Here is a 24709-nt window from a genome sequence, read left to right as displayed (position 1 = left end):
CGCGGCGCGAATAGACTGGGAGGCATGACCTCCCCGAGCGCCGCACCCGGGCGCACCGCCTCCCTCAGCCGTGCCACCAGCGAGTCGAGCATCGAGCTCTCCCTCGACCTCGACGGCACGGGCGTCGCCGATCTCGAGACCGGCGTGCCCTTCTTCGACCACCTGCTGACGGCGTTCGCGAAGCATTCGCTCACGGACCTGCGCGTCCGGGCCCGCGGCGACATCGAGATCGACATCCACCACACCGCGGAGGACATCGGCATCGTGCTCGGCACGGCCATCCGACAGGCTCTCGGCGACAAGGCCGGGATCTCCCGCTTCGGCGACGCGCTCGTCCCCCTCGACGAGGCGCTCGTGCAGGCCGTCGTCGACATCTCGGGGCGCCCCTACCTCGTGCACACCGGCGAGCCGGAGGGCTTCGCGCTGCACCTGATCGGCGGTCACTTCACCGGGTCGATGGTGCGCCACGTCTTCGAGGCGATCGCCTTCAACGCCGGCCTCACCGTGCACGTCACGGTGCTCGGCGGCAGGGACCCGCACCACATCGCCGAAGCGGAGTTCAAGGCGTTCGCCCGCGCCTTCCGTCAGGCCAAGACCCTCGATCCGCTCGTCTCCGGCGTGCCGTCGACGAAGGGCGCGCTGTGAGCTCGGCCCGCCCCTCCGTCGTGGTCTACGACTACGGCTCGGGGAACGTGCACTCCGCCGTCAAGGCGCTCGAGCTCGCCGGGGCCGACGTCGAGCTGACGGGGGACCGGCAGAGGGCGCTGGAGGCGGACGGCCTCCTCGTGCCCGGCGTCGGCGCCTTCGACGCGGTGATGTCGGCGCTGACCCGCGCCCGCGGCGGCGAGATCATCGAGAAGCGCCTCGCCGGCGGGCGCCCCGTCCTGGGCATCTGCGTCGGGATGCAGGTGCTCTTCGAGCGCGGCGTCGAGCGCGGGGTCGAGAGCGAGGGCCTGGGCGAGTGGCCGGGGACGGTCGACCTCCTCCCGGCCGAGGTCGTCCCGCACATGGGCTGGAACACCGTCTCCGCTCCCGAGGGCTCGGTGCTCTTCGACGGCATCGCCGAGGAGCGCTTCTACTTCGTGCACTCCTACGGCGCCCGCGAGTGGTCGCTCGACGTGATGCCCCCGTTCCCGCGTCCCGCGGTCACCTGGGCCGATCACGGAGGCCCCTTCATCGCCGCGGTCGAGAACGGGCCGCTCTCGGCCACGCAGTTCCACCCCGAGAAGTCGGGGGCCGCCGGGCTCCGGCTGCTGGCCAATTGGCTGGGCACCCTCCGCACGAACTAGGATCGGCCGGTGGTCGGCGCCTCCAGGGGCCGGCACCGGCTCCGAGACTGAGGATGACGATGAGCGAGTTCACCAAGGCCCCGGGCCTGGTCCTCCTGCCCGCGATCGACGTGGCGGGCGGCAGGGCCGTGCGGCTCACGCAGGGCGAGGCCGGGACCGAGACCAACTACGGCGACCCGATCGACGCCGCGGGCGACTGGGCCGACCAGGGCGCGGAGTGGATCCACCTCGTCGACCTCGACGCCGCCTTCGGCCGCGGCGACAACCACGGCATCATGAAGAAGGTCATCCGGCAGGTGAAGGGCGTCAACGTCGAGCTCTCCGGCGGGATCCGCGACGACCGCAGCCTCGAGTCCGCGCTGAGCGCCGGCGCGAAGCGCATCAACCTCGGCACCGCGGCGCTCGAGAACCCCGAGTGGGCCGCGAGCGTCATCGCGCAGTACGGCGACCAGATCGCCGTCGGGCTCGACGTCCGGGGCACCACGCTCGCCGCGCGCGGCTGGACCAAGGAGGGCGGCGACCTCTGGCAGGTCCTCGACCGCCTGGAGGAGGCCGGCTGCACCCGCTACGTCGTCACCGACGTCACGAAGGACGGCACGCTCAAGGGCCCGAACCTCGAGCTCCTCGAGCAGGTCATGGCCCGCACCCACCGCCCCGTGATCGCCTCGGGCGGCATCTCGAACCTCGACGACATCGCCGCTCTGCGCGACCTCGTGCCCCAGGGGCTCGAGGGCGCGATCGTCGGCAAGGCGCTGTACGCGGGCGCGTTCACGCTCGCGGAGGCCCTGGATGTCGCATCCGAGTGAGCCCCGCCCGCTCCCGGCGCATCTGACCGACTCGGCCGGCACCCCCTGGGCGGGCCGGCACTTCGAGCCGAGCGCAGCACCGGAGGACGACGGAAGCGCCCCTGAGCCGCTGGTCGCAGCGCTCGAGTCCTTCGCCCGCGGCACTCGCGGCCCGGAGGCCGTGGTCGACGCGATACGCACGTCCCGCCTGCTCATCCCGCTGGTCGCCCGCCTCGGCGAGGAGGCCGAGGGAGTCGGGGGACTCCGGGCGGACAAGACGCAGGAGCTCGCGATCGTCACGGTCGCCGGACCCGACGGCCGCACGGTGCTCCCCGTCTTCAGCGGCGTCGAGAGCATGCGCCGGTGGGACCCGGCCGCCCGTCCCGTCCCTGTCGACGGGCGCCGCGCGGCCCTGGCGGCCGTCGCGGAGGGCACCGAGGTGATGGTCCTCGACCCCGCGTCCGAGCGGGAGTTCGCGGTCCGGCGCCCGGCCCTCTGGGCGATCGCGGAGGGCGGCGCCTGGCGGCCGGCCCCCGCCGATGCGGAGGTGCTCCGGGCTCTGCGCGCGGCTGCGGAGGGGGAACGGGCGGTCGCCTCGCTCGAGGTGCGCGCGGGAGACCCGGAGCAGCGCCTCGCGGGCCCCGAGCTCGTGGTGGTCCTGAGCCTGCGCCCGGGGCTCGATCAGGACGCGCTCGGCGCCCTCGTCGCGCGCCTGGGGGAGCGGTGGGCGGCCGACGAGACCGTCGCGCAGCGCGTCGACTCGATGACGCTGCAGCTCGCCGCCGCCCGCTGACTCCCGATCAGGTGACCGGGCCGGTCCACTTCTCGCCCGGGCCCTTGCCGATCGGGTCGGCGATCGGGGACGCCTCACGGAACGCGAGCTGGAGGGTGCGGAGGCCGTCGCGCAGGCTCCGGGCGTGCATGTCGCTGATGTCGGGCGCCCCGGCCGTGACCAGGCCCGCGAGCGCGCTGATGAGCTTGCGCGCCTCGTCGAGGTCGACCTGCGCTCCGGGCTCGTCGGCGAGCCCGCACTTGACGGCGGCCGCGCTCATCAGGTGCACGGCGGCGGTGGTGATGATCTCCACCGCCGGGACCTCCGCGATGTCGCGCGCGGCCTCCACGTCGGAGGCTCCGCCGTCCTCGCCGAATCGTCGCGTGTAGTCGTCGTCGTACTGGGCCATGGGTCCTTCGTTCGTCGTCCGTGGTGGAGGGGCGCGGTCGCCGCAGCAGAGGATCGAGGGCGGCCGGATTCGCTCTGTCGGGCGGGCCGCTGGTCTGCTATGGTTGTCCGGGCTCCGAGGCATGTCCTCGGTTCGAAAGTGGAGATTCTCCCACCCGCGCTTGACCGCTTCACAAGGTTACCGGGTCAGAAGCACTCCGCCCCCGAGGGTCATCAGGCCACCGGAGGCAGGGCTGCGGCTCTCGAGGTCCGCCTCGGGAACCGCGTCACAGGGTGCGAGCGCCGTGCTGCAGGCACGACGTGGACGGGACGATCACCTCTCTCGGGTGCGCTGGAGAAGACTCCGGCAGCGCAGCTGCACTCACCGAGATCAGAGGAGAAACGCAATCAGCGATCCCCGTACCAACGACCGTATCCGCGTCCCCGAGGTCCGCCTCGTGGGTCCCGCAGGAGAACAGGTCGGCGTCGTCAAGATCGAGGTCGCCCTGCGACTCGCGCAGGACGCAGACCTGGACCTGGTCGAGGTCGCCCCCAACTCCAAGCCGCCCGTGGCCAAGATCATGGACTACGGGAAGTTCAAGTACGAGCAGGCTCAGAAGCTCAAGGAAGCCCGTCGCAACCAGGCGAACACGATCCTCAAGGAGGTCCGTTTCCGCCTGAAGATCGACAAGCACGACTACGAGACCAAGCGCAAGCGCGCCGAGGGCTTCCTCAAGGCGGGCGACAAGGTCAAGGCGATGATCCTCTTCCGCGGTCGCGAGCAGTCGCGCCCCGAGATGGGCGTCCGCCTGCTCCAGCGCTTCGCGGAGGACGTCGCCGAGTTCGGCCAGGTCGAGTCCACCCCGACCATCGACGGTCGCAACATGGTGATGGTCATCGGCCCGCTGAAGAACAAGTCCGAGGCGAAGGCCGAGGCCAATGCGGTCCGCGCCGCTCGTCGCGAGGCCAACACCCCCGAGGACACGGCCGAGGCCGAGTCCGTCTAGTACTTCGCCGCCCCGGCCTCGGGGCCGGTGGACGCCCCGCTCGCGGGGCACCGGTTTCGCCCCGCCGAGCGCGGAGTGACGTTCACAAGGAGAGAACATGCCCAAGATGAAGACCCACTCGGGTGCCAAGAAGCGCTTCAAGGTGACCGGCTCCGGCAAGGTCATGAAGCAGCAGGCCGGCATGCGTCACAACCTGGAGTCCAAGTCCAGCGTTCGCACGCGCCGCCTCAACCAGGACCAGGTCCTCGCCCCGCAGGACGCCAAGGTCGCCAAGAAGCTTCTCGGTCTGTAGCCCACCGCCGGCGCAGCCCGCTGCGCCGCGTGGTCGCTACTCAGCCGACACGGATCGATAGGAAGAAACAGCAATGGCAAGAGTGAAGAGGGCCGTCAACGCCCACAAGAAGCGTCGCGTCATCCTCGAGCGCGCCTCGGGCTACCGCGGCCAGCGGTCGCGCCTCTACCGCAAGGCGAAGGAGCAGGTCACCCACTCCCTCGTCTACTCGTACCGCGACCGCCGCGCCAAGAAGGGCGAGTTCCGTCGTCTCTGGATCCAGCGCATCAACGCCGCGTCCCGCGCGAACGGCCTGACCTACAACCGCTTCATCCAGGGCCTCGCCCTGGCCGGCGTCCAGGTCGACCGCCGCATCCTCGCGGACCTCGCGATCACCGAGCCGGCCACGTTCGCCTCGCTCGTCGCGACCGCGAAGAGCGCGCTGCCCGCCGACACCTCGGCGCCCAAGGCCGCAGCGTAGTCAGCACGGCTTCCCGGAGGGGGTCGCGACCGAGAGGTCGCGGCCCCCTCCGTCGTCCGCAGGCCCTCCCGCGCCGTGTCTGCGGGGGCGGCGATCACCGCGCCGATAGGCTCGCCGCATGCTCGACAACCCCCGCTCTCCCCGTGTCCGCTCCGTGGCGAAGCTCACCCGCCGCCCGGCCCGGCTCGAGACGGGGCTCTTCCTCCTCGAGGGCCCGCAGGCTCTCTCCGAGGCGCTGCAGTACCGCCCGGAGCTGATCGTCGAGTCGTTCGCGACTCCGACAGCTCTGGAGCGCCACCCCGAGATCGTCGCCGCCGCCGCCGAGGCGGAGGTGGAGATCGAGTACGTGACCGAGGACGTCCTCGACGCGATGGCCGACACCGTCACTCCGCAGGGCTTCGTCGCGGTCTGCCGTCAGTTCCCCACGTCGCTCAAGGACGTCGTCGCCTCCGAGCCGCGTCTCGTGGCGGTGCTCGAGGAGGTCCGCGACCCGGGCAACCTCGGCACGATCATCCGTGCCGCCGACGCCGCCGGTGCTGACGCGGTCGTGCTGTCCGGCCGCTCGGTCGACCTCTACAATCCCAAGGTCGTGCGCTCCACGACCGGCTCGCTCTTCCACCTCCCGGTCGCGGTCGGCGCCGACCTCGCCGACGTGCTGGGCCGGCTCCGCGGCGTGGGCCTCCGCTCCGTCGCGGCCGACGTGAAGGGGGAGGACCTGCTCGACGTCCGCGCACGCGGGGACCTCGCCCAGCCGACCGTCTGGGTCTTCGGCAACGAGGCGCGCGGCCTCGAGGACGAGTCGCTCGCCCTCGTCGACGGCGTGGTCGCGGTGCCCATCTACGGGGCGGCGGAGTCGCTCAACCTCGCGACCGCGGCCTCCGTCTGCCTGTACGAGAGCGCCTTCGCGCTGCGTTCCTGAGAGGAACCGGGCCGAGGGTGCCGCGAACCTGGAGAACAGGGCGCGTTGTTACCCTTCGGTTAAGAATTCCCTCATGATTTGACCGGCCCATCCCCGTGTGCTTCTCTGACGGCATGGTCACAGCCCCGCAAGACGAGCGCGCCGCCGCTCCCGCCGGTGAACCCCTCGTCGTCCTCTCCGGGGTGCAGAAGCACTACGGCGACTTCCAGGCTCTGAAGGACATCGATCTGACGGTGCACCGGGGCGAGGTCGTCGTGGTCCTCGGCCCCTCCGGGTCCGGCAAGTCGACGCTCTGCCGCACGGTCAACCGGCTCGAGACGATCTCGGGCGGCACCATCACCATCGACGGGCAGAAGCTCCCGGAGGAGGGCAAGGGCCTCGCCGCGCTCCGCGCCGACGTCGGGATGGTCTTCCAGTCGTTCAACCTGTTCGCGCACAAGACGATCCTCGAGAACGTCACCCTCGGCCCGATCAAGGTCCGCGGGCTCTCCCGCAAGGACGCGGAGGCCCAGGCCACGGCGCTGCTCGACCGGGTCGGCGTCGGCCACCAGGCCGCCAAGACGCCGGCCCAGCTCTCCGGCGGGCAGCAGCAGCGCGTCGCGATCGCGCGGGCGCTGGCGATGAAGCCCAAGGTGATGCTGTTCGACGAGCCGACCTCGGCGCTCGACCCCGAGATGATCAACGAGGTCCTGGACGTGATGGTCGGGCTCGCCAAGGACGGGATGACGATGATCGTCGTGACCCACGAGATGGGCTTCGCCCGGAAGGCCGCCGACCGCGTCGTGTTCATGGCCGACGGCGAGATCCTCGAGGACACCGACCCGGAGTCGTTCTTCACCGCGCCCCGCACCGACCGGGCCAAGGACTTCCTCTCCAAGCTCATCACGCACTAGAAGCGCGATCAGCAGCCACCAGGCAGGTCGGACCCGTGACCCGGGAGCCGACCCGACATCGCCCGCTCCGGCGGGCCGAACCCCAGGAAGGACGATCATGCGCACCAGGCTCATGTTCATGACCGCGGGACTCGCAGCAGCGACCCTCGCCCTCGCCGGCTGCTCCGGCGACTCCGGGACCGCCGGCGGCGGCGCCGGTGGAGGCTCCGAGGGAGGGACCTCCGCGTACGAGGTCGCCTCCGACGTCACTCTCGAGGGCAGCCCGACCTTCGACGCGATGACCGCGGACGGCAAGGTCGTCATCGGCGTCAAGGAGGACCAGCCGGGGCTGGGCTACCTCGACGCGGCGACCGGCGAGCGCTCCGGCTTCGACATCGAGATCGCCAAGTGGACCGCCGCCTCGCTCGGCTTCGCGGCCGACGCCATCGAGTTCAAGGCGATCCCGTCGGCCAACCGCGAGGCGTCGATCGTGAACGGCGACATCGACTACTACGTCGGCACCTACTCGATCACCGACAAGCGCAAGGAGCAGGTCGGCTTCGCCGGACCCTACTTCGAGACCGGCCAGCAGCTGCTCGTCGCGGCCGACAACGACACGATCACCGGACCGGACGACCTCACCGCCGACACCACCGTGTGCTCGGCCACCGGCTCCACCCCGATCCAGAACATCCGCACCAACTACCCCGAGGTGAAGACCGAGGAGTTCGACACGTACTCGCAGTGCGTGGACGCGCTCGCCGACGGCACCGTCGACGCCGTCACCACCGACGGCGCGATCCTGATCGGCTACGCCGCTCAGCGGCCCGACGAGCTCAAGGTCGTCGGAGAGCCCTTCAGCACCGAGCTGTACGGCATCGGCCTGCCCAAGGACGACGACGCCCTGCGCCACTTCGTCAACGGCATGCTGACCGACGGCAGCGAGACCTGGAGCGCCATCTACGACGAGACGCTCGGCCAGTCCGGCACGACCGTCACCCAGCCGGCGGTGAACGACTACTAGGAAGCGCCCCGGGCGGCCCGACCGCCGCCCGGGGGTCCCCTCTCCTCGACCACCACCACCGCTCCGACAGAAGGGCCAGCCGCATGGATGTCCTGTTGAACAACCTCGACGTCTACGTCCCGGCCTTCGGCAACACCCTGATCCTCTTCAGCGTCTCGCTCGTGTTCGCCCTGCTGATCGGCACGGTGGTCGGCGCGATGCGCGTCTCGCCCGTCCCGATCGCCCGCGCGGTCGGCACGGTGTACGTGAACACCATCCGGAACACCCCGCTCACGCTGGTGATGTTCTTCTTCGCCTTCGGCTACCCCAAGCTCGACCTGCCGCAGGTGGACTACACGAACCTGGCGATCTGCGCCCTCAGCCTCTACACCGCGACCTACGTCGCGGAGGTGCTGCGGTCGGGCATCAACACCGTGCCGATCGGCCAGGCCGAGGCGGCCCGCGCGATCGGCCTCGACTTCGGCCTCACGATGACGCAGGTCGTCCTGCCCCAGGCCTTCCGCTCCGTGATCCCGCCGCTCATGAGCGTCCTGATCGCGCTGCTGAAGAACACCACCGTCGCCGCCGGCTTCTCGGTCGCGGAGGCGGGCACCATCGTCCGCGTCCTCAACGAGCGCGGCGAGAACAGCCTCATCGTCGTCCTCTGGGTGGCCCTGGTCTTCGTGGTCCTGGTCACCCTGCTCTCGCTCGTCCAACGTCAGCTCGAGAAGAAGTGGAGGGTCGCCCGATGAGCTCCGTCCTCTTCGACAACCCCGGCCCCCGGGCCGTCGTGCGCAACCGCGTCATCGGCGTCGTCGTCGTCCTGCTGATCGCGGCGTTCCTCGGCTTCGTGGTCTGGCGCTTCGCGGAGTCCGGCCAGTTCGACGCCTCCAAGTGGCGCGCGTTCGGCTACCCGCTGGTCTGGCAGAGCATCGGCGGCGCCCTCGGCCGCACGCTCGCGGCCTTCGCCACGGCGGGCGTCGCCAGCCTCGTCCTCGGCCTCCTCCTGGCGATCGGCCGGCTCTCGGACCGGCGCTGGATCAACGTCCCCGTCACGCTCTTCATCGAGCTGTTCCGGGCGATCCCCGTCCTGATCCTGATGATGCTGATGTACTACGGCCTGCCGTTCGCTGGCCTCAAGCTCAGCCCCTACCTCGCCGTCGTCATCGCCCTGACCCTCTACAACGGCTCCGTCTTCTCCGAGATCTTCCGCGCCGGCATCGAAGCCCTCCCGCGAGGACAGAAGGAGGCGGGCTACGCGATCGGCCTGCGCAAGTCCGGCGTGATGCGGCTCATCCTGTTCCCCCAGGCGATCCGCTCGATGCTGCCCGTGATCATCGCCCAGCTCGTCGTCGCCCTCAAGGACACGGCGCTCGGCTCGATCATCACCTACAACGAGCTGCTGTACTACGCGCGCTACCTGGGCAACCAGTCGAGCCTCGACAGCCCGATCATCCCGGCGGCGATCGTCATCGGAGCGATCTACATCGGCATCTGCCTCCTCCTCTCGGGGCTGGCGAAGTGGATCGAGATCCGCACGAAGAGCGGCGGACGCGGCGGCCGCACCATCGGCGGCCACCCCGCAGCCCGCGCGCAGACGGACACGCAGCTGATCGCTGTGCAGGATTGAACTGTGAGGATCGCCCGAGGGCGATCCTCACCGCGGTCGGCTTCCTGACGGGGTCGGGTTCCGCAGAGCGTCCTGCGTCCGGCTAGGAGGAATCGCTCGCACGCGATTCCTCCGTTCGCCTCGAGGGTCCGGCGATCGCTCAGCGCATCGAGCGGTGGTGCTCCGCTCCGGCGTCGTCGACGCGGAGGCGGTGGTGATCGGGGAGTCGCGATCGGTCCGGGGGTCTTCCCGTCCGGCGGCGCCCAGCTTCCTGCCGGTCGAGCAGCCTCCGACCCCGGCGTAGCGAGAACCCGCCCCTGCTGGTCGAGCAGCGCCGGTGGCGGGGCTTCGAGAGCCGTCGGCGCAGACGGGGGCCTGGCCGCGGGCGAGCGCGACGAGCACCGCGCGCGGGCGGCGGGAGGGGGCGGAGGCCCTCGCCTACACTGGGGGATCGTGTCAGACAGCAACCCGATCACCGACGAGGCCGTCTCCGCGGCGGTCGCCGACGCCCTCGCCGCCATCGGCGCGGCGGGCGACTCCACCGCTCTGAAGTCCGCCCGAGCCGCCCACCTCGGCGAGGGGTCCGCCCTCGCCCGCCTCAACGCGCAGATGCGCTCCGTCCCGCCCGAGCACAAGGCGGCGTCCGGCAAGCTCGTCGGCGGTGCCCGCAAGCAGGTGGGCGACGCCTACGCCGCCCGCGAGGCCGAGCTCGTCGAGGCAGAGGACGCGGCCGCGCTCGAGGCCGAGCGCGTGGACGTCACCGCCGGCGCCAGCTTCGTGCGCCGCGGCGCCCGCCACCCCCTCTCTCTGCTCCAGGAGTCGATCGCCGACGTGTTCGTCGGGATGGGCTGGGAGATCGCGGAGGGGCCGGAGCTCGAGAACGAGTGGTTCAACTTCGACGCCCTGAACTTCGACGAGGACCACCCGGCCCGCGCCATGCAGGACACCTTCTTCGTCGACCCCGTCGACTCGCACCTGGTGCTGCGCACGCACACCTCGCCGGTGCAGATCCGCTCGATGCTCGAGCGCCCGCTGCCGCTCTACGTGATCGCTCCCGGACGGGTGTACCGCACCGACGAGCTCGACGCGACTCACACGCCCGTGTTCACGCAGTTCGAGGGTCTCGCCGTCGACCGCGGCCTGACCATGGCGCACCTGCGGGGCACCCTCGAGCACGTCGCGCGGATCCTCTTCGGCGACGACGCGCGCATCCGCCTGCGCCCGAACTACTTCCCCTTCACCGAGCCCAGCGCCGAGCTGGACGTCTGGCACCCGACCTTCGTCGGCGGTGCCCGCTGGATCGAGTGGGGCGGCTGCGGCATGGTGAATCCGAACGTGCTGCGCGCGGCCGGGATCGACCCGGAGGAGTACTCCGGATTCGCCTTCGGCATGGGGATCGAGCGGACCCTGATGTTCCGCAACGACGTGAAGGACATGCGCGACATGGTCGAGGGCGACGTCCGCTTCAGCGAGCAGTACGGGATGGTGATCTGATGCGCATCCCGCTGAGCTGGCTGGGGGAGTACGTCGACCTCGAGCAGGACGTCACGACGGAGTCCGTGCACGCGGCCCTGGTGTCGGTCGGCCTGGAGGAGGAGGACGTCCACCGCTTCGAGGTGACCGGCCCCGTCGTCGTCGGCGAGGTGCTCGACCTCGCTCCGGAGCCGCAGAAGAACGGCAAGACCATCAACTGGTGCCACGTCCGCGTGGCTCCGGAGGGCGGGCGGGCCGCCGACGGCGGAGAGGACGTCCGCGGCATCGTCTGCGGAGCCCACAACTTCGCGGCCGGCGACAAGGTCGTCGTGTCCCTGCCGGGTGCGGTCCTGCCCGGGCCGTTCCCGATCTCCGCGCGGAAGACCTACGGGCACGTGTCCGACGGGATGATCGCCTCGAGCCGCGAGCTCGGCCTCGGGGACGACCGCGAGGGCATCCTCCGCCTCGCCTCGCTCGGGCTCGACCCGGAGCCGGGCACGGACGCCGTCGCGCTCCTCGGTCTCGACGACGCCGCGGTCGAGGTCAACGTGACGCCCGACCGCGGCTACGCCTTCTCGATCCGTGGCATCGCCCGCGAGTACGCCCACGCCACCGGAGCCACCTTCCGCGACCCCGCTCAGGCGCTCCCTCCGCACGAGCGCACGGAGACAGCGCCCGTCTTCCCCGTGTCCGTGGCCGACGAGGCGCCGATCCGCGGCCGTGTCGGCGCCTCCGTGTTCGTCACGCGCGTCGTCCGGGGCGTCGACGTCTCGCGACCGACGCCGCCGTGGATGCTCGCGCGACTGCGCCTGGCCGGCGTCCGCTCGATCTCGCTCGTCGTGGACATCACCAACTACGTGATGTTCGAGCTGGGCCAGCCGCTGCACGGCTACGACCTGGCGACCCTGCAGGGCGGCATCGTGGTGCGCCGCGCCGCACCGGGGGAGACCCTCGAGACGCTCGACGGCCAGACCCGGCGCCTGCACGCGGAGGACCTCGTCATCGCCGACGACAGCGGGGCGATCGGCCTCGCCGGAGTGATGGGGGGCGCGCGCACCGAGATCTCGGACGCCACGTCCGACGTCCTGCTCGAGGCGGCGAACTTCGACCCGGTCTCGATCGCCCGGACGGCTCGCCGGCACAAGCTGCCGAGCGAGGCGTCGCGGCGCTTCGAGCGCGGCGTCGATCCCGAGGTGGCCTCGGTCGCCGCGGCCCGCGCGGTGCAGCTGCTAGTGGAGCTCGCCGGCGGCACGGCGGACGAGCTCGGCTCGGTCCTGGCCGACCCGCGCACGGCGGAGCCGGTCGAGCTGCCGGACGGCTACGTCGCAGGCCTCATCGGGGTGGAGTACACCCCGGAGGAGATCCGCGGCGCGCTCGTCGAGATCGGCGCTTCCGTCGAGGCCGGCGGAGCGGGCCTGCTGGTGACTCCGCCGAGCTGGCGCCCGGACCTCGTCGACCGCGCCTCGCTCGCGGAGGAGGTCGCCCGCATCACCGGGTACGACCGCATCCCGGCGATCCTGCCCGTCGCGCCTCCCGGCCGCGGTCTGACCCCGGGCCAGAGGCTGCGCCGCACCCTCGCCCAGGCGCTCGCCGCCGCGGGTCTTACCGAGGTGCTCTCGTACCCGTTCCTCTCGCGCTCGATCAACGACCGGCTCGGCTCGGTCGACGGGGAGCCGCAGGAGCAGATCACGCTCGCGAACCCGCTCGACGCGACCGCGGGCCAGCTGCGGATCTCGCTGCTGCCGGGTCTCGTGCAGGTCGCGGCCCGCAACCGCTCGCGCGGCCTGACGGATCTCGCGGTCTACGAGCTCGGCTCCGTCTTCCTCCCGGCCGTCGGCGGCCCGTTCGGCTCCGGGGCGCTTCCTGCGGGCGGGGCGCGTCCGTCCGCGGAGGTCGAGGCCGAGCTGAACGCGGGCATCCCACCGCAGCCGCGGCACCTCGCGGCGCTGCTCACGGGTGCCGCCGTCGTGCGCCAGCCCGGTGTCGCCGGCCGTGACGTCGACTGGCGCGACGCCCTCGACGTGGTCCGCGAGGTCTCCGCGGCGACCGGCACCGAGCTGGTGCTGCGCCAGGGGGCACATGCAGCGCTGCACCCGGGCCGCACCGCCGAGGTCGTTCTCGACGGCGCGGTCATCGGGCACGCGGGGGAGCTGCTCCCGGCGCTCGCCGAGGAGCTCGACCTCCCGCGCCGCGTCGCCGTGGTCGAGCTCGACCTGGAGCCGCTGATCGCGCGGGCCGGGAGGGTCGTCGTGGCCCGTCCGGTGGGCGCGCTGCCCGCCGCGACCCAGGACCTCTCGCTCGTCGTGCCGGTCGGCACCGCGGCCGCCGAGGTGCGCGCCGCCGTCGCCGAGGGGGCGGGCGAGCTGCTCGAGGCGATCCGCCTGGTCGACGACTACCGCGGCACCGGGCTCGCCGAGGGGACGAAGTCGCTGACGTTCGCGCTGCGCTTCCGTGCGCCGGACCGCACGCTCACCGCGGCCGAGGCGACGGCCGCGAAGGAGAGCGGCGTGGCCGTCGCGGCGGAGCGCTTCGGCGCCCGACTCCGCGAGTGAGGCCGGGGGTCCCGTCCGGCTCGGCCGGGCGGGGCCCCGCACCCGCACCGGCTAGGCTCTCGGGCATGACTTTCTCCGTGGCGGTGGCCGGTGCGAGCGGCTACGCGGGCGGCGAGCTGCTGCGACTGCTCGCCGACCACCCCGAGTTCGAGGTGCGCACGGTGACGGCGCACGCCAACGCGGGTCAGCCCCTCATCGCTGTGCACCCGCACCTCCGCTCGCTCCGCGACCTCGTCCTCGTCGACACGACGACCGGGAACCTCGCCGGGCACGACGTCGTCTTCCTCGCCCTCCCGCACGGGAAGTCGGGCGAGATCACCGCGACCCTCCCCGAGGACGTCCTCGTCGTCGACTGCGGCGCCGACCACCGCCTGACCGACCCGCAGGACTGGGCCGACTTCTATGGGGGCGACTTCGCCGGGGCCTGGCCCTACGGGCTCCCGGAGCTGCTGATCGGCGGCGGCGGACGCAAGCAGCGCGAGGCGCTCGCCGGAGTGCGGCGCATCGCCGTCCCCGGCTGCAACGTCACGGCGATCACGCTCGGCCTGGCCCCCGGTCTGCACGCCGGAGTGATCGAGTCGTCGGACCTCGTCGCGGTCCTCGCCGTCGGCCCCTCGGGTGCGGGCAAGAGCCTGCGGACCGACCTCCTCGCCAGCGAGCTCCTCGGCTCCGCGCACGCCTACGGCCTCGGCGGAGCGCACCGTCACAATCCCGAGATCCGGCAGAACCTCCTGCTCGCCGGAGCCGGACCCGTCTCGATCTCGTTCACGCCGGTCCTCGTGCCGATGTCCCGGGGCATCCTGGCGACCTCGACCGCGCGCCTCGCTCCCGGCGTCTCGGCGCAGGACGTGCGCGCCGCGTGGGAGACCGCCTACGGCGACGAGACCTTCGTCCAGCTGCTCCCGGAGGGCTCCTTCCCCCGGACGGCCGACGTGGTAGGGGCGAACACCGCTCTGATCGGACTCGCCGTGGACGAGCGGGCCCGCCGGGTCGTGGTCGTCTCGGCCATCGACAACCTGGTCAAGGGCACCGCGGGCGCGGCCGTCCAGTCCACCAACATCGCCCTGGGACTCCCGGAGTCCCTCGGCCTGAGCGTGAACGGAGTCGCGCCGTGAGCGTCACCGCAGCAGCAGGGTTCCGGGCGGCCGGAGTCGTCGCCGGGCTGAAGTCGACCGGAGCGCGCGACGTCGCGCTCGTGCAGAACCTCGGCCCGCTGCAGAGCGCCGCCGCGGTCTTCACCAGCAACCGCTGCAAGGCGAACCCCGTCCTCTGGAGCGAGCAGGTGATGCGCGACGGCGTCGTCTCGGCGATCGTCCTCAACTCCGGCGGCGCCAACTGCTACACGGGTGCTCAGGGCTTCCAGGTCACCCACCGCACCGCGGAGCTCGTGGGCGAGAGCCTCGAGGTGTCCGCCGGCGACGTGCTGGTGTGCTCCACCGGGCTGATCGGCGACCAGCTCGATCTCGCGAAGCTCACCACCGGCGTGACCGGCGCCTCCGCCGAGCTCGCCGGGGGACCCGAGGCGGGCGAGGCGGCCGCCCGCGCGATCATGACCACCGACACGGTCCCGAAGCAGGCGGTGGTCCGTTCCGAGCAGGGCTGGAGCATCGGCGGCATGGCCAAGGGCGCCGGGATGCTCGCGCCGGGTCTGGCGACGATGCTGGTCGTGATCACGACCGACGCGGCTCTCGAGTCCGCCGCTCTCGACACCGCCCTGCGCGCCGCGACCCGCGTCACCTTCGACCGCCTCGACTCGGACGGCTGCATGTCGACGAACGACACCGTCGCACTGCTCGCGAGCGGCGCCAGCGGCGTCGAGGCCGACGCCGACGAGTTCACCGCGGCCCTGACCGCGGTCTGCCGCGACCTCACCCTGCAGCTGCAGGCCGACGCGGAGGGCGCCGACCACGACGTCGCGATCCGCGTGCTGAACGCCGCGACCGAGGACGAGGCCGTGGTCGTCGCCCGCGCCGTCTCCCGCAGCAACCTGTTCAAGGCCGCGATCTTCGGCAAGGACCCCAACTGGGGCCGCGTCCTCGCCGCCGTGGGCACGACCGATGCGCAGTTCGACCCGTACGGCATCGACGTCGCGATGAACGGGGTGCAGGTCTGCCTCGCGGGCGAGCCGCACGAGAGCCGCGACCTCGTCGACCTCGCCCCTCGGCAGGTCGCCGTCGACATCGACCTGCACGCCGGCGACGCGACGGCCACGATTTGGACCAACGACCTCACGCACGACTACGTGCACGAGAACTCCGCGTACTCGAGCTGAGGCGGCCATGAGCGACGACACCACCCTCTCGGCCGAGAGCCGCGCCGAGCGCGACGCCGCACCCGGGAAGGCCGCGACGCTCATCGAGTCGCTGCCCTGGCTGCAGAGCTTCCACGGGCGCACGATGGTGATCAAGTTCGGCGGCAACGCGATGGTGTCGGAGGAGCTGCAGCGCTCCTTCGCCCAGGACATGGTCTACCTGCGCTACGCCGGGATCCGCCCCGTGGTCGTCCACGGCGGCGGGCCGCAGATCTCGCGGATGCTCGACCGGCTCGGGATCGAGAGCGAGTTCCGGGGCGGCTACCGGGTCACGAGCCCCGAGGCGATGGAGGTGGTGCGGATGGTGCTCACCGGCAGCATCAGCCGCGACATCGTCCGCCGGATCAACGAGCACGGCCCCCTCGCCGCCGGCATCTCCGGTGAGGACGCGGGCCTCTTCGTCGGCCGCCGCCGCGGTGTCGTGATCGACGGCGAGGAGCACGACCTCGGACTCGTCGGAGACGTGATCGCTGTGGACCCCGCCGCCGTCCTCGCTCAGCTCGAGGCCGGCCGGATCCCGGTCGTGTCCTCGATCGCCCCCGATTCGGACGACCCCACGCAGTCGCTGAACGTCAACGCCGACGCCGCCGCCGCCGCGCTGGCCGTCGCGCTCGGCGCCGAGAAGCTCGTCGTCCTCACCGACGTGGCCGGCCTCTACTCCGACTGGCCCGACCGCGAGTCGCTCGTCTCGCACATCCGCTCGGACGACCTCGCGGCTCTGCTGCCCTCGCTCGAATCGGGCATGATCCCCAAGATGACCGCCTGCCTCGACGCCGTGCGCGGGGGAGTGCCCAAGGCCGCCATCATCGACGGCCGCATCCCGCACTCGATCCTGCTCGAGGTGTTCACCTCGGAGGGCATCGGCACCGAGGTCGTCGCCTCGCTCGACCCCCGCGACCGGGAGCGAATGTCGGGCCGCTGATCCTCAGCGGCCCCGGCTCCGAGCGCCCGTCCCGTCCGGGACGCGCGCACCGTCGGCCCTCGCGGCCGGACCGCTCCGATCGAAAGGCCACCATGTCCACCCCCACGACCGCGTCCCGCACCGGCTCGGCGCGCGACCGCTACTCCGCCGCGATGATGCAGACCTTCGCGCCGCCGCTCGCCGTGCTCGAGCGCGGTGAGGGCTGCCGGGTCTGGGACGTCGACGGGCGGGAGTACCTCGACTTCCTCGGCGGCATCGCCGTCAACTCGCTCGGCCATGCGCATCCCGTGTTCGTCGAGGCCGTGACGCGCCAGGCCGGTGCGCTCGCCCACGTCTCCAACTACTTCGCGACCGCCCCGCAGATCGAGCTGGCCGAGACCCTGCGCCGCCTCACCGGGGCCGGGGAGACGGGCCGCGTCTACTTCGCCAACTCGGGCACCGAGGCCAACGAGGCGGCCTTCAAGCTGGCGCGGCTGAACGCGGCCGGCGGCCGGCACCGCGTCCTGGCGCTGCAGAACGCGTTCCACGGGCGGACGATGGGCGCGCTCGCGCTGACCGGCAAGGCGGCCATGCGCGCGCCGTTCGAGCCGATGCCGGGAGGGGTCGAGCACCTCGAGGCGAGCATCGAGGCCCTCGAGGCGGCTCTCGACGAGTCCGTCGCCGCGCTGATCGTCGAGCCCATCCAGGGGGAGGCGGGCGTCATCCCGCTGCCGGCCGGCTACCTCGAGCGCGCGCGGGAGCTCACCCGCGAGCACGGCGCGCTGCTCATCGTCGACGAGATCCAGACCGGGGTCGGGCGGACCGGACGCTGGTTCGCGTACCAGGAGGCGGGGATCCTGCCCGACGCCGTCACCCTGGCCAAGGGGCTCGGCGGAGGCTTCCCCGTCGGAGCGCTGGTGACCTTCGGCGAGGCGTCCGACCTCCTGCAGAAGGGCCACCACGGCAGCACGTTCGGCGGCAATCCGCTCGCGACCGCCGTGGCCGGAGCCGTGCTCGCCGAGATCGAGCGCGCCGACCTTCTCGGCAACGCGCGGGAGCGCGGGGCGCAGATCGTCGACGCGCTGACCGCTCTCGACTCGCCCCTGATCGGAGGGGTCCGCGGCGCGGGCCTCCTCCTGGGCATCGCCCTGACCCGGCCGGTCGCCGCCGAGCTCGCCGCCGCCTGCCTCGACGCCGGCCTGATCGTGAACGCGGCGAACGACTCGAGCGTCCGGCTCGCGCCTCCGCTCGTGGTGACCGCCGCCGACGTCGCCGAGTTCGCCGAGCGCTTCGGCCGCGCACTGCAGACCCTCTGACCCCGTACCTCCACCGAAAGCGACCAGCACCGTGACCCGCCACTTCCTCCGCGACGACGACATCACTCCCGCCGAGCAGGCCGAGATCCTCGACCTCGCCCTCGAGCTCAAGCGCGACCGCTTCTCCCGGAAGCCCCTCGCCGGGCCGCAGACCGTCGCCGTGATCTTCGACAAGTCCTCCACGCGCACCCGCGTCTCCTTCGCGGTCGGCATCGCCGATCTCGGCGGCAGCCCCCTGATCATCTCGACCGCGAGCAGCCAGCTCGGCGGCAAGGAGACCGCCTCCGACACGGCGCGGGTCCTGGAGCGCCAGGTCGCCGCCATCGTGTGGCGCACCTACGCGCAGTCGGGCCTGGAGGAGATGGCGCGCAGCACGCGCGTGCCGGTCGTCAACGCGCTCTCGGACGAGTTCCACCCGTGCCAGCTCCTCGCCGACCTGCTGACCATCCGCGAGCACCGCGGTCGCCTCGCCGGCCTCACGCTCACGTTCTTCGGCGACGGAGCGAGCAACATGGCGCACTCGTACCTCCTGGCGGGGGCCACGGCCGGCATGCACGTCCGCATCGTCTCTCCGGAGTCGTACTCGCCGGACGCGGCGGTCCTGGCCGATGCGCAGCGCATCGCCGCGACCACCGGCGGATCGGCGATCACCACGACCGACCCCGACGAGGGCGCGGCCGGCTCCGACATCGTGATCACGGACACGTGGGTGTCGATGGGCAAGGAGGACGAGAAGGCGGCGCGCGTCGCGACCTTCGGCGCCTACCGGGTCGACGCGGCCACGATGGCCGCTGCCGCTCCCGACGCGCTGTTCCTGCACTGCCTGCCCGCGGATCGCGGCTACGAGGTGACCGCCGACGTGATCGACGGCCCGCAGAGCGTGATCTGGGATGAGGCGGAGAACCGCCTGCACGCGCAGAAGGCCCTGCTCGTGTGGCTCCTGGAGCGCGCCGGCACCGCCGACGCGGCTCAGTAGACTCGACAGCCGAACCCGAGGAGAACCATGACGGAACGACCCTCCGCCCGCGCGGGCGAGGCCGGAGCCCTCTGGGGCGGCCGCTTCGCCGGCGGCCCCTCGCCCGAGCTCGCCGCGCTCTCGAGGTCGACCCACTTCGACTGGCAGCTCGCCCCCTACGACCTCGCCGGCTCCCGCGCCCACGCCCGGGCGCTCGCCGGAGCGGGCTACCTCGACGACGCCGAGCTCACCGCGATGCTCGCGGCGCTCGACCGGCTCGAGGCTGCCGTCGCCGACGGGAGCTTCGCCGCCGACGAATCCGACGAGGACGTGCACGGCGCCCTCGAGCGCGGCCTGATGCTCGAAGCCGGTCCCGAGCTCGGCGGCAAGCTCCGCGCGGGGCGCTCGCGCAACGACCAGATCGCCACCTTCGTCCGGATGTACCTCCGCGACCACGCGGCGCTCGTCTCGGAGCTGGTGGTGCAGCTCATCGACGCCCTCGCCGCGCAGGCGTCGGCGCACCCGACGGCGATCATGCCCGGGCGCACCCACCTCCAGCACGCTCAGCCCGTGCTCCTCGCGCACCATCTGCTCGCCCACGGCTGGGCGCTGCTGCGCGATCTGGAGCGCCTGCGGGACTGGGCCGTCCGGGCGGACGTCTCGCCCTACGGCTCGGGCGCCCTCGCCGGCTCGACCCTCGGCCTGGACGCCGAGGCGGTCGCCCGCGATCTCGGCTTCGCGTCGAGCGTGCCGAACTCGATCGACGGGACGGCCAGCCGCGACCTCGTCGCCGAGTTCGCCTTCGTCAGCGCCATGATCGGGATCGACGTCTCGCGCATCGCGGAGGAGGTCATCCTCTGGAACACGCGGGAGTTCGCCTTCGTCACGCTCGACGACGGCTACTCGACCGGGTCCTCGATCATGCCGCAGAAGAAGAACCCCGACATCGCCGAGCTCGCCCGGGGGAAGTCCGGCCGGCTGATCGGCAACCTCACCGGGCTGCTCGCGACCCTCAAGGCGCTGCCGCTCGCCTACAACCGCGACCTGCAGGAGGACAAGGAGCCGGTCTTCGACTCGGTGACGACCCTCGAGGTCCTGCTGCCCGCGTTCACCGGCATGATCGCGACCCTCACCTTCCACACCGACCGGATGGCGGAGCTCGCGCCCCAGGGCTTCTCCCTCGCGACCGACGTGGCCGAGTGGCTCGTGAAGAAGCACGTGCCCTTCCGGGACGCCCACGAGATCACCGGCGAGCTGGTCAAGCTGGCGGAGTCGCAGGGGAGGGGGCTCGAGGATCTCGACGACGCCGCGCTCGCCTCGGTGTCGCCGCTGCTCACGCCCGACGTGCGCTCCGTTCTCAGCATCGAGGGATCGGTGGCGAGCCGGGACGGTGTCGGCGGCACGGCTCCCGACCGCGTCTCGGAGCAGCTCGCCCGGCTGACCGAGCGCGTCCGGGTCGTGCGCGGATCCCTCCGGGGGGAGCGCCCGTGACCCTTCGAGGAGCGCCGGGCGACGACGGCCGTCCGCCGCTGCGCCCCTGGCAGCAGCGGACTCTGGTGCTCGTCGCCGCAGTCGTCATCGTCGCGGTGATCGTGATCACCCTCGTGTCGGGCCAGAGCTTCTTCTGAGCGCCGACCTCCCCGACCTCGCGCGCTCGGCCCTCGAGGTGGCACCGGAGCTGCTCGGCCGCGTCCTCCTGCACCGCACGCCGGAGGGCGTGGTCGGCGTCCGGCTGACCGAGGTCGAGGCGTACCTCGGAACCGGTGAGGATCCGGGCTCGCATGCGCACCGCGGACCGACACCCCGGACGGCTCCCATGTTCGGTCCGCCCGGGTCCGTGTACGCGTACTTCACCTACGGGATGCACACCTGCGTGAACATCGTCTGCTCCCCGGCGGGCACGGCGTCGGCGGTGCTGCTGCGCGCCGGCGAGGTCGTATCGGGGGAGGATCTCGCGATGATCCGGCGCGGACCCGTTCGCAGCCGGGATCTGGCCCGCGGACCCGCACGGCTGGCGAAGGCCCTCGGAGTCCGTCTCACCGAGTCGGGCGACCCGCTCGAGGCGGCGTTCGAGCTGCTGCCGGGGGAGAGGCCGTCCTCCGTGGCGGCGGGCCCGCGCACCGGAGTCTCGGGCCCGGGCGGCGGGGACGACTTCCCGTGGCGCTTCAGCATCCCGGGCGACCCCACCGTCTCGCCCTACCGGAGAGCAGTGCCCCGGCGGCGGCCCGGAGCTCAGCCCGCGAGGTAGAGCCGGGCGAGAACGCCGAGAGCCGCCGCCCAGGCGAGGCTCGCCAGCGTGCCGATGATGAACCGCTCGCGCGCCTCCGGGGAGGCGAGCTCGCTGAAGCGGCCGACGCCCTTGATCGCCACCACGACCGCGATCCCCTCGGGGAGACCGCTCATCAGTGCGCCGGCCGTCGCGATCCGCTCGAGGACCCCGATCGTCGTCCCCCCGCGCAGCACCTCGATCGGCTGGCCGATCGCCGAGGGCGCGCTCCCGGCGGCGGGGCGGGAGGTTCCGGCGACCATGATGCCGCCGTGGCTGCCGCTGCGGGAGTCGGCCCTCGCGAGCCGGAGGGTGAGCAGCACGACCGGCCCGCCGCCCGCGATCGCCAGCGCGAAGGCCAGCACCGCCACCAGGACGGAGTGGATCGGGGGCGCGGACGGTCCGGCGACCGCCGTGAGCAGGAAGGCGGCGGCCGCCGCCACGAGGGGGATCCAGGCGAGCTGCGGACGGCGAAGGCGCACGGCGAGCACCGCACCGGCGAGTCCGGCGAGCAGCACGAGCACCACGCCCGTCCACGAGGCGGACTGCAGCGCGGAGGCGAGGAGCAGGGCGGGGGATCCGGGGGGTGCCGTCATCGGGGTGTCCTCTCGTCGGTGGGGTCGAGCGTACGGTCGACCACTGTCAGCAGGCGCGCGAGCGCGTCACGGGCGGGAGCGTCGACTCGAGCACTCGCCGCGCGGACCCGGAGGCTGACCGCCTGCGGGCTGACGGCGAGGCGCTCGGCCGCATCCTTCTGGGAGAGGCCGCTCTCGAGCAGGTCGACGATCTGCCAGCCGGCCTCGGAGCGCGCGTCGCGCAGCAGGAGGAGCGGATCGATCAGCGCCTGGACGTCCGCCGGTGCCGGCGCCGCCGTTCCCGGTGCGTCCGGATCGAGGGAGAAGCGCGTCGGCCGGCCCTTCGCCGCCTCGACCGCCCGGCGCGCCGCGAAGTACGCCTCCCCGGTCGCCGCTCTCGTGGTCGCGGGGAGTGGCCGGTCGACGGGTCCGATCCCGAGGCCGATGCTCCAGTGGCCGGTCCGGTGCAGCTCGAGCACGAGCGCGACGACGGCATCGGCCCGGTCGAGCACGCACTGGAACTCGTCGCCCGCCGTCCGCTCCGGGGGCAGGACGAACGACGCCCGACCGTCGTCGATCAGGCTCGCGATCACCTGGTCCACGCGGTCGTGGTCGTGCCTGCTGTCGCGCTGATCCGCGGTGACGACGAACATCGGACCTCCTCGATCAAGTATCGACACTTGATCGCCCGGGATCAAGCCCGTGCGCTTGACTGGCGGAGACCGGCTCCTTCCCGCCGCGGTAGCCTGGTCGGGTGATCGACCAGCACCTCCCCGGGTCCGCGACGAGCCCGCAGCTCGACCCCGCCTTCGACTCCGTGTGGGACGAGCTGGTCTGGCGAGGCTCGGTGCACGTGTCGACCGATGCGGGAGCGCTGCGCGAGCTGCTGTCGGGGGAGCCGATCACCTACTACTGCGGGTTCGACCCGACCGCGCCCAGCCTCCACCTCGGGAACCTGGTGCAGCTGATCGTCATGCGCCGGCTCCAGCTGGCCGGGCATCGGCCGCTCGGGCTCGTCGGCGGCTCGACCGGGCTGATCGGGGATCCGCGTCCGACGGCCGAGCGGACGCTGAACTCGCGCGAGACGGTGACGGCGTGGGTCGAGCGCCTCCAGGCGCAGGTGTCCCGGTTCGTTCCCGCGGGCGGCGACAACGGGCTGCGTCTGGTCAACAACCTCGACTGGACCGCTCCGCTGTCGGCGATCGACTTCCTGCGGGAGATCGGGAAGCACTTCCGCGTGGGGACGATGCTCAAGAAGGACGCGGTCAGCGCCCGCCTCAACTCCGACGCGGGGATCAGCTACACCGAGTTCAGCTACCAGATCCTGCAGGGTCTCGACTACCTGGAGCTCTACCGGCAGTACGGGTGCGTCCTGCAGACCGGCGGCAGCGACCAGTGGGGCAACCTGACGAGCGGGACCGACCTCATCCACCGCACGGAGGGCGTGTCGGTCCACGCGATCGGCACACCGCTGGTGATGAACTCCGACGGCACCAAGTTCGGCAAGAGCGAGGGCAACGCCGTCTGGCTCGACTCCGAGCTCACCAGCCCGTACGCGTTCTACCAGTTCTGGGTCAACACGGACGACCGTGACGTCGCCGACCGCCTGCGGATCTTCACCTTCCTGCCGCGCACGGAGATCGAGCGCCTGGAGAAGGCCGCCGCCGACGAGCCGTTCCGCCGGGAGGCGCAGCGCGCGCTCGCCTGGGAGGTCACGTCGCTGGTGCACGGAGCGGAGGCGACGCGCTCGGTGATCGACGCCTCGGCCGCGCTCTTCGGCAAGGGCTCGCTCGAGGGGATCGACCCGGTCATCCTCCGCGGCGCGCTCGAGGCGGTGCCCTCGATGGAGGCGACCCCGGAGACGCCGGCGCTGCAGGCGTTCGTCGAGACCGGACTCGTCGCCAGCACGGGGGAGGCGCGGCGGGCTCTCGCCCAGGGCGGGCTCTCGGTGAACAACACCGCCCTCCCGTCCGAGACCGTCACGCTCGGCGAGCTTCCGTTGATCGACGGGATCGCCGTCCTCCGTCGCGGCAAGAAGAGCTTCGCCGGGGCCTTCGTCCGCTGACCGCGTGCCCGCTGTCCTCGAGCGGACGCGGGCGATGACGGCGTCGGCGGTCTCATCAGCTCGGTGTCCGGTAGCCGGTAGCCGGTAGCCGGATGTCCGGTGTCGGGTACCGAGTCGGACACTCAGCGACGCAGAGCCCTTGAATCGCGACACGCCCGGGACGCAGGCGATTTGCCGCTCGGCCGAGGCCCGACGTAATGTAACTCCTCGTCACCCCAAAGGAGCGGCAAGCGGGAGTCAGGCGCAGAGCGTCGAGACCAGCTGGCCCACCTCAAGCGGGGACCATCCCCTCGCTCCCAGGCCTGTTAGAGATTCGTCTCTTGAAGACTGCGGGATCGCGAGCGTAAGATGCAAAGCCTCCACGGGACACGGTCCCGGCTTCGTTGCAAGGCCTCACGGCCGAGCCCGGTGCAGCGGTGCGGTCCTCGATCGCGCAACGAACACCACGAAGAAGCCGGACTTGACACGGCCTGCGGATGTGCTAAGTTAGTCGAGTTGCCACGGAGGCGATCGGGACTTCGGTTCTGACAAGCCTAACCGGTCTCGGCAAGTAAGACAAATCGAGTGGCTCACGCCCTCGTACAGCAAACTTCGATCACTTTCGTTGTGAAGCACCGTTCTGGTGTGGAGGCGGGATGTGTCCGATTCTTGAGAACTCAACAGCGTGCACTATGTTCAATGCCAATTTTATACCCCGGCCTTGATCTTCGGATCGGGTTGGGATTCCTTTGGAAATTGATGTCAGCTTCCGGCTTTCGGGTCGGAGAGATGTCTTATTTGCTAGAGGTCAAACTTGACTCTCCTTCTCTTCGGGGTTGGGGGTCGTAATTTTTTTACGGAGAGTTTGATCCTGGCTCAGGACGAACGCTGGCGGCGTGCTTAACACATGCAAGTCGAACG

Annotated in this window: 26 protein-coding genes and 1 rRNA gene; 24 read left to right on the top strand and 3 right to left on the bottom strand. The window is 71.8% G+C overall.

All coding sequences use genetic code 11. The annotated features are described in order from the left end of the window. Positions 1-24: 24 nt before the first annotated feature. From hisB to C5C44_RS06325, 4 genes are read left to right on the top strand one after another with little or no spacing between them, the layout of a single operon-like run. Complete coding sequence (gene hisB, locus C5C44_RS06340; protein WP_104238636.1) at positions 25-645, top strand: imidazoleglycerol-phosphate dehydratase HisB; 621 nt, start codon at positions 25-27, stop codon at positions 643-645. Continuing rightward, positions 642-1289: an imidazole glycerol phosphate synthase subunit HisH gene (hisH, locus tag C5C44_RS06335; protein ID WP_104224485.1), complete on the top strand. Its 648-nt coding sequence runs from the start codon at positions 642-644 to the stop codon at positions 1287-1289. The genes hisB and hisH overlap by 4 nt, the downstream gene beginning before the upstream one ends. Positions 1290-1348: 59 nt before the next feature. Further along, the gene (gene priA, locus C5C44_RS06330) at positions 1349-2095 is read left to right on the top strand and encodes a bifunctional 1-(5-phosphoribosyl)-5-((5-phosphoribosylamino)methylideneamino)imidazole-4-carboxamide isomerase/phosphoribosylanthranilate isomerase PriA (RefSeq protein WP_104224506.1); all 747 of its coding nucleotides are present in this window, start codon (positions 1349-1351) and stop codon (positions 2093-2095) included. After that, on the top strand, positions 2079-2867 hold the full coding sequence (locus C5C44_RS06325; RefSeq protein ID WP_104335542.1) for an SseB family protein: 789 nt from the start codon (positions 2079-2081) through the stop codon (positions 2865-2867). Before priA ends, C5C44_RS06325 begins: the two co-directional genes overlap by 17 nt. A 7-nt stretch (positions 2868-2874) precedes the next feature. Here C5C44_RS06325 and C5C44_RS06320 read toward each other — a convergent pair whose 3' ends face one another. Continuing rightward, positions 2875-3255 (bottom strand): DUF1844 domain-containing protein, encoded by a 381-nt coding sequence (locus tag C5C44_RS06320; protein ID WP_219814428.1) that lies wholly within the window; start codon positions 3253-3255, stop codon positions 2875-2877. 436 nt (positions 3256-3691) lie between these two features. On the opposite strand from C5C44_RS06320, the gene infC reads away from it, so the two are divergent. From infC to C5C44_RS06235, 18 genes are all read left to right on the top strand, one after another. After that, on the top strand, positions 3692-4240 hold the full coding sequence (infC, locus tag C5C44_RS06315; protein ID WP_374952931.1) for a translation initiation factor IF-3: 549 nt from the start codon (positions 3692-3694) through the stop codon (positions 4238-4240). 97 nt (positions 4241-4337) lie between these two features. Next, positions 4338-4532: a 50S ribosomal protein L35 gene (gene rpmI / locus C5C44_RS06310; RefSeq protein ID WP_055793295.1), complete on the top strand. Its 195-nt coding sequence runs from the start codon at positions 4338-4340 to the stop codon at positions 4530-4532. 73 nt (positions 4533-4605) lie between these two features. Beyond that, the gene (gene rplT, locus C5C44_RS06305; RefSeq protein WP_104224487.1) at positions 4606-4992 is read left to right on the top strand and encodes a 50S ribosomal protein L20; all 387 of its coding nucleotides are present in this window, start codon (positions 4606-4608) and stop codon (positions 4990-4992) included. A 118-nt stretch (positions 4993-5110) separates the two neighbouring features. Continuing rightward, complete coding sequence (locus C5C44_RS06300; protein WP_104224488.1) at positions 5111-5911, top strand: RNA methyltransferase; 801 nt, start codon at positions 5111-5113, stop codon at positions 5909-5911. 113 nt (positions 5912-6024) lie between these two features. After that, on the top strand, positions 6025-6804 hold the full coding sequence (locus C5C44_RS06295; protein WP_104224489.1) for an amino acid ABC transporter ATP-binding protein: 780 nt from the start codon (positions 6025-6027) through the stop codon (positions 6802-6804). A gap of 97 nt (positions 6805-6901) precedes the next feature. Next, positions 6902-7807: a glutamate ABC transporter substrate-binding protein gene (locus C5C44_RS06290; RefSeq protein ID WP_181065688.1), complete on the top strand. Its 906-nt coding sequence runs from the start codon at positions 6902-6904 to the stop codon at positions 7805-7807. Positions 7808-7890: 83 nt separating this feature from the next. Further along, a complete protein-coding gene (locus C5C44_RS06285; RefSeq protein WP_104224491.1) occupies positions 7891-8538 on the top strand; it encodes an amino acid ABC transporter permease in 648 nt (215 codons plus the stop codon). Continuing rightward, positions 8535-9416: an amino acid ABC transporter permease gene (locus tag C5C44_RS06280; protein ID WP_104224492.1), complete on the top strand. Its 882-nt coding sequence runs from the start codon at positions 8535-8537 to the stop codon at positions 9414-9416. The genes C5C44_RS06285 and C5C44_RS06280 overlap by 4 nt, the downstream gene beginning before the upstream one ends. 432 nt (positions 9417-9848) lie before the next feature. Next, positions 9849-10889, top strand: coding sequence for a phenylalanine--tRNA ligase subunit alpha (gene pheS, locus C5C44_RS06275; RefSeq protein ID WP_104250188.1), 1041 nt, complete (start codon positions 9849-9851; stop codon positions 10887-10889). Next, positions 10889-13420 carry a phenylalanine--tRNA ligase subunit beta gene (pheT, locus tag C5C44_RS06270; RefSeq protein WP_104335540.1) on the top strand — a complete coding sequence of 844 codons (2532 nt, stop codon included), beginning with the start codon at positions 10889-10891 and terminating at the stop codon, positions 13418-13420. Before pheS ends, pheT begins: the two co-directional genes overlap by 1 nt. Positions 13421-13485: 65 nt before the next feature. Then, positions 13486-14535 (top strand): N-acetyl-gamma-glutamyl-phosphate reductase, encoded by a 1050-nt coding sequence (gene argC, locus C5C44_RS06265; RefSeq protein WP_104226315.1) that lies wholly within the window; start codon positions 13486-13488, stop codon positions 14533-14535. Further along, entirely contained in the window at positions 14532-15692 is a 1161-nt protein-coding gene (gene argJ / locus C5C44_RS06260) for a bifunctional glutamate N-acetyltransferase/amino-acid acetyltransferase ArgJ (protein WP_104335539.1), read from the top strand. Before argC ends, argJ begins: the two co-directional genes overlap by 4 nt. A gap of 7 nt (positions 15693-15699) precedes the next feature. Then, positions 15700-16653 (top strand): acetylglutamate kinase, encoded by a 954-nt coding sequence (gene argB / locus C5C44_RS06255; protein ID WP_104224497.1) that lies wholly within the window; start codon positions 15700-15702, stop codon positions 16651-16653. A gap of 92 nt (positions 16654-16745) precedes the next feature. Then, positions 16746-17948, top strand: a complete 1203-nt coding sequence (locus tag C5C44_RS06250) for an acetylornithine transaminase (protein ID WP_104313462.1) — start codon at positions 16746-16748, stop codon at positions 17946-17948. 31 nt (positions 17949-17979) lie between these two features. Beyond that, positions 17980-18924: an ornithine carbamoyltransferase gene (gene argF, locus C5C44_RS06245; RefSeq protein WP_104226319.1), complete on the top strand. Its 945-nt coding sequence runs from the start codon at positions 17980-17982 to the stop codon at positions 18922-18924. Positions 18925-18951: 27 nt separating this feature from the next. Further along, positions 18952-20394, top strand: coding sequence for an argininosuccinate lyase (argH, locus tag C5C44_RS06240; protein ID WP_104224500.1), 1443 nt, complete (start codon positions 18952-18954; stop codon positions 20392-20394). Further along, entirely contained in the window at positions 20391-20531 is a 141-nt protein-coding gene (locus C5C44_RS16975; RefSeq protein WP_160034127.1) for a hypothetical protein, read from the top strand. The genes argH and C5C44_RS16975 overlap by 4 nt, the downstream gene beginning before the upstream one ends. Next, positions 20528-21151: a DNA-3-methyladenine glycosylase gene (locus C5C44_RS06235; RefSeq protein ID WP_104226321.1), complete on the top strand. Its 624-nt coding sequence runs from the start codon at positions 20528-20530 to the stop codon at positions 21149-21151. The genes C5C44_RS16975 and C5C44_RS06235 overlap by 4 nt, the downstream gene beginning before the upstream one ends. Here the strand turns inward: C5C44_RS06235 and C5C44_RS17320 are convergent. Together C5C44_RS17320 and C5C44_RS06225 are read right to left on the bottom strand one after the other, a co-directional pair. Continuing rightward, positions 21136-21765: a hypothetical protein gene (locus tag C5C44_RS17320; protein ID WP_104335538.1), complete on the bottom strand. Its 630-nt coding sequence runs from the start codon at positions 21763-21765 to the stop codon at positions 21136-21138. The two genes, C5C44_RS06235 and C5C44_RS17320, sit on opposite strands and share 16 nt — an antisense overlap. Continuing rightward, positions 21762-22397, bottom strand: coding sequence for a DNA-binding protein (locus C5C44_RS06225; protein WP_104335537.1), 636 nt, complete (start codon positions 22395-22397; stop codon positions 21762-21764). The genes C5C44_RS17320 and C5C44_RS06225 overlap by 4 nt, the downstream gene beginning before the upstream one ends. Before the next feature lie 101 nt (positions 22398-22498). On the opposite strand from C5C44_RS06225, the gene tyrS reads away from it, so the two are divergent. Together tyrS and C5C44_RS06215 are read left to right on the top strand one after the other, a co-directional pair. Further along, on the top strand, positions 22499-23809 hold the full coding sequence (gene tyrS / locus C5C44_RS06220) for a tyrosine--tRNA ligase (RefSeq protein ID WP_104250196.1): 1311 nt from the start codon (positions 22499-22501) through the stop codon (positions 23807-23809). A gap of 832 nt (positions 23810-24641) precedes the next feature. Then, positions 24642-24709 (top strand): 16S ribosomal RNA (locus C5C44_RS06215); the annotation flags it as partial.

The organism is Rathayibacter sp. AY1F6, from assembly GCF_002932035.1.
GTDB lineage: Bacteria > Actinomycetota > Actinomycetes > Actinomycetales > Microbacteriaceae > Rathayibacter.
Note: the sequence above shows the minus strand (reverse complement) of the source record. Positions and strands in the feature narration are given on the sequence as shown.

Excerpts from the sequence above, each read along its gene's own strand:
- hisB (WP_104238636.1), top strand. The coding sequence starts at position 25 with ATGACCTCCCCGAGCGCCGCACCCGGGCGCACCGCCTCCCTCAGCCGT.
- argB (WP_104224497.1), top strand. The coding sequence starts at position 15,700 with ATGAGCGACGACACCACCCTCTCGGCCGAGAGCCGCGCCGAGCGCGAC.
- C5C44_RS06225 (WP_104335537.1), bottom strand. The coding sequence starts at position 22,397 with ATGTTCGTCGTCACCGCGGATCAGCGCGACAGCAGGCACGACCACGAC.
- argC (WP_104226315.1), top strand. The coding sequence starts at position 13,486 with ATGACTTTCTCCGTGGCGGTGGCCGGTGCGAGCGGCTACGCGGGCGGC.
- pheT (WP_104335540.1), top strand. The coding sequence starts at position 10,889 with ATGCGCATCCCGCTGAGCTGGCTGGGGGAGTACGTCGACCTCGAGCAG.
- rplT (WP_104224487.1), top strand. The coding sequence starts at position 4,606 with ATGGCAAGAGTGAAGAGGGCCGTCAACGCCCACAAGAAGCGTCGCGTC.
- C5C44_RS06295 (WP_104224489.1), top strand. The coding sequence starts at position 6,025 with ATGGTCACAGCCCCGCAAGACGAGCGCGCCGCCGCTCCCGCCGGTGAA.
- C5C44_RS06250 (WP_104313462.1), top strand. The coding sequence starts at position 16,746 with ATGTCCACCCCCACGACCGCGTCCCGCACCGGCTCGGCGCGCGACCGC.
- C5C44_RS06300 (WP_104224488.1), top strand. The coding sequence starts at position 5,111 with ATGCTCGACAACCCCCGCTCTCCCCGTGTCCGCTCCGTGGCGAAGCTC.
- priA (WP_104224506.1), top strand. The coding sequence starts at position 1,349 with ATGAGCGAGTTCACCAAGGCCCCGGGCCTGGTCCTCCTGCCCGCGATC.
- rpmI (WP_055793295.1), top strand. The coding sequence starts at position 4,338 with ATGCCCAAGATGAAGACCCACTCGGGTGCCAAGAAGCGCTTCAAGGTG.
- C5C44_RS06280 (WP_104224492.1), top strand. The coding sequence starts at position 8,535 with ATGAGCTCCGTCCTCTTCGACAACCCCGGCCCCCGGGCCGTCGTGCGC.
- C5C44_RS06285 (WP_104224491.1), top strand. The coding sequence starts at position 7,891 with ATGGATGTCCTGTTGAACAACCTCGACGTCTACGTCCCGGCCTTCGGC.
- C5C44_RS06325 (WP_104335542.1), top strand. The coding sequence starts at position 2,079 with ATGTCGCATCCGAGTGAGCCCCGCCCGCTCCCGGCGCATCTGACCGAC.
- C5C44_RS06290 (WP_181065688.1), top strand. The coding sequence starts at position 6,902 with ATGCGCACCAGGCTCATGTTCATGACCGCGGGACTCGCAGCAGCGACC.
- C5C44_RS17320 (WP_104335538.1), bottom strand. The coding sequence starts at position 21,765 with ATGACGGCACCCCCCGGATCCCCCGCCCTGCTCCTCGCCTCCGCGCTG.
- argH (WP_104224500.1), top strand. The coding sequence starts at position 18,952 with ATGACGGAACGACCCTCCGCCCGCGCGGGCGAGGCCGGAGCCCTCTGG.
- C5C44_RS06320 (WP_219814428.1), bottom strand. The coding sequence starts at position 3,255 with ATGGCCCAGTACGACGACGACTACACGCGACGATTCGGCGAGGACGGC.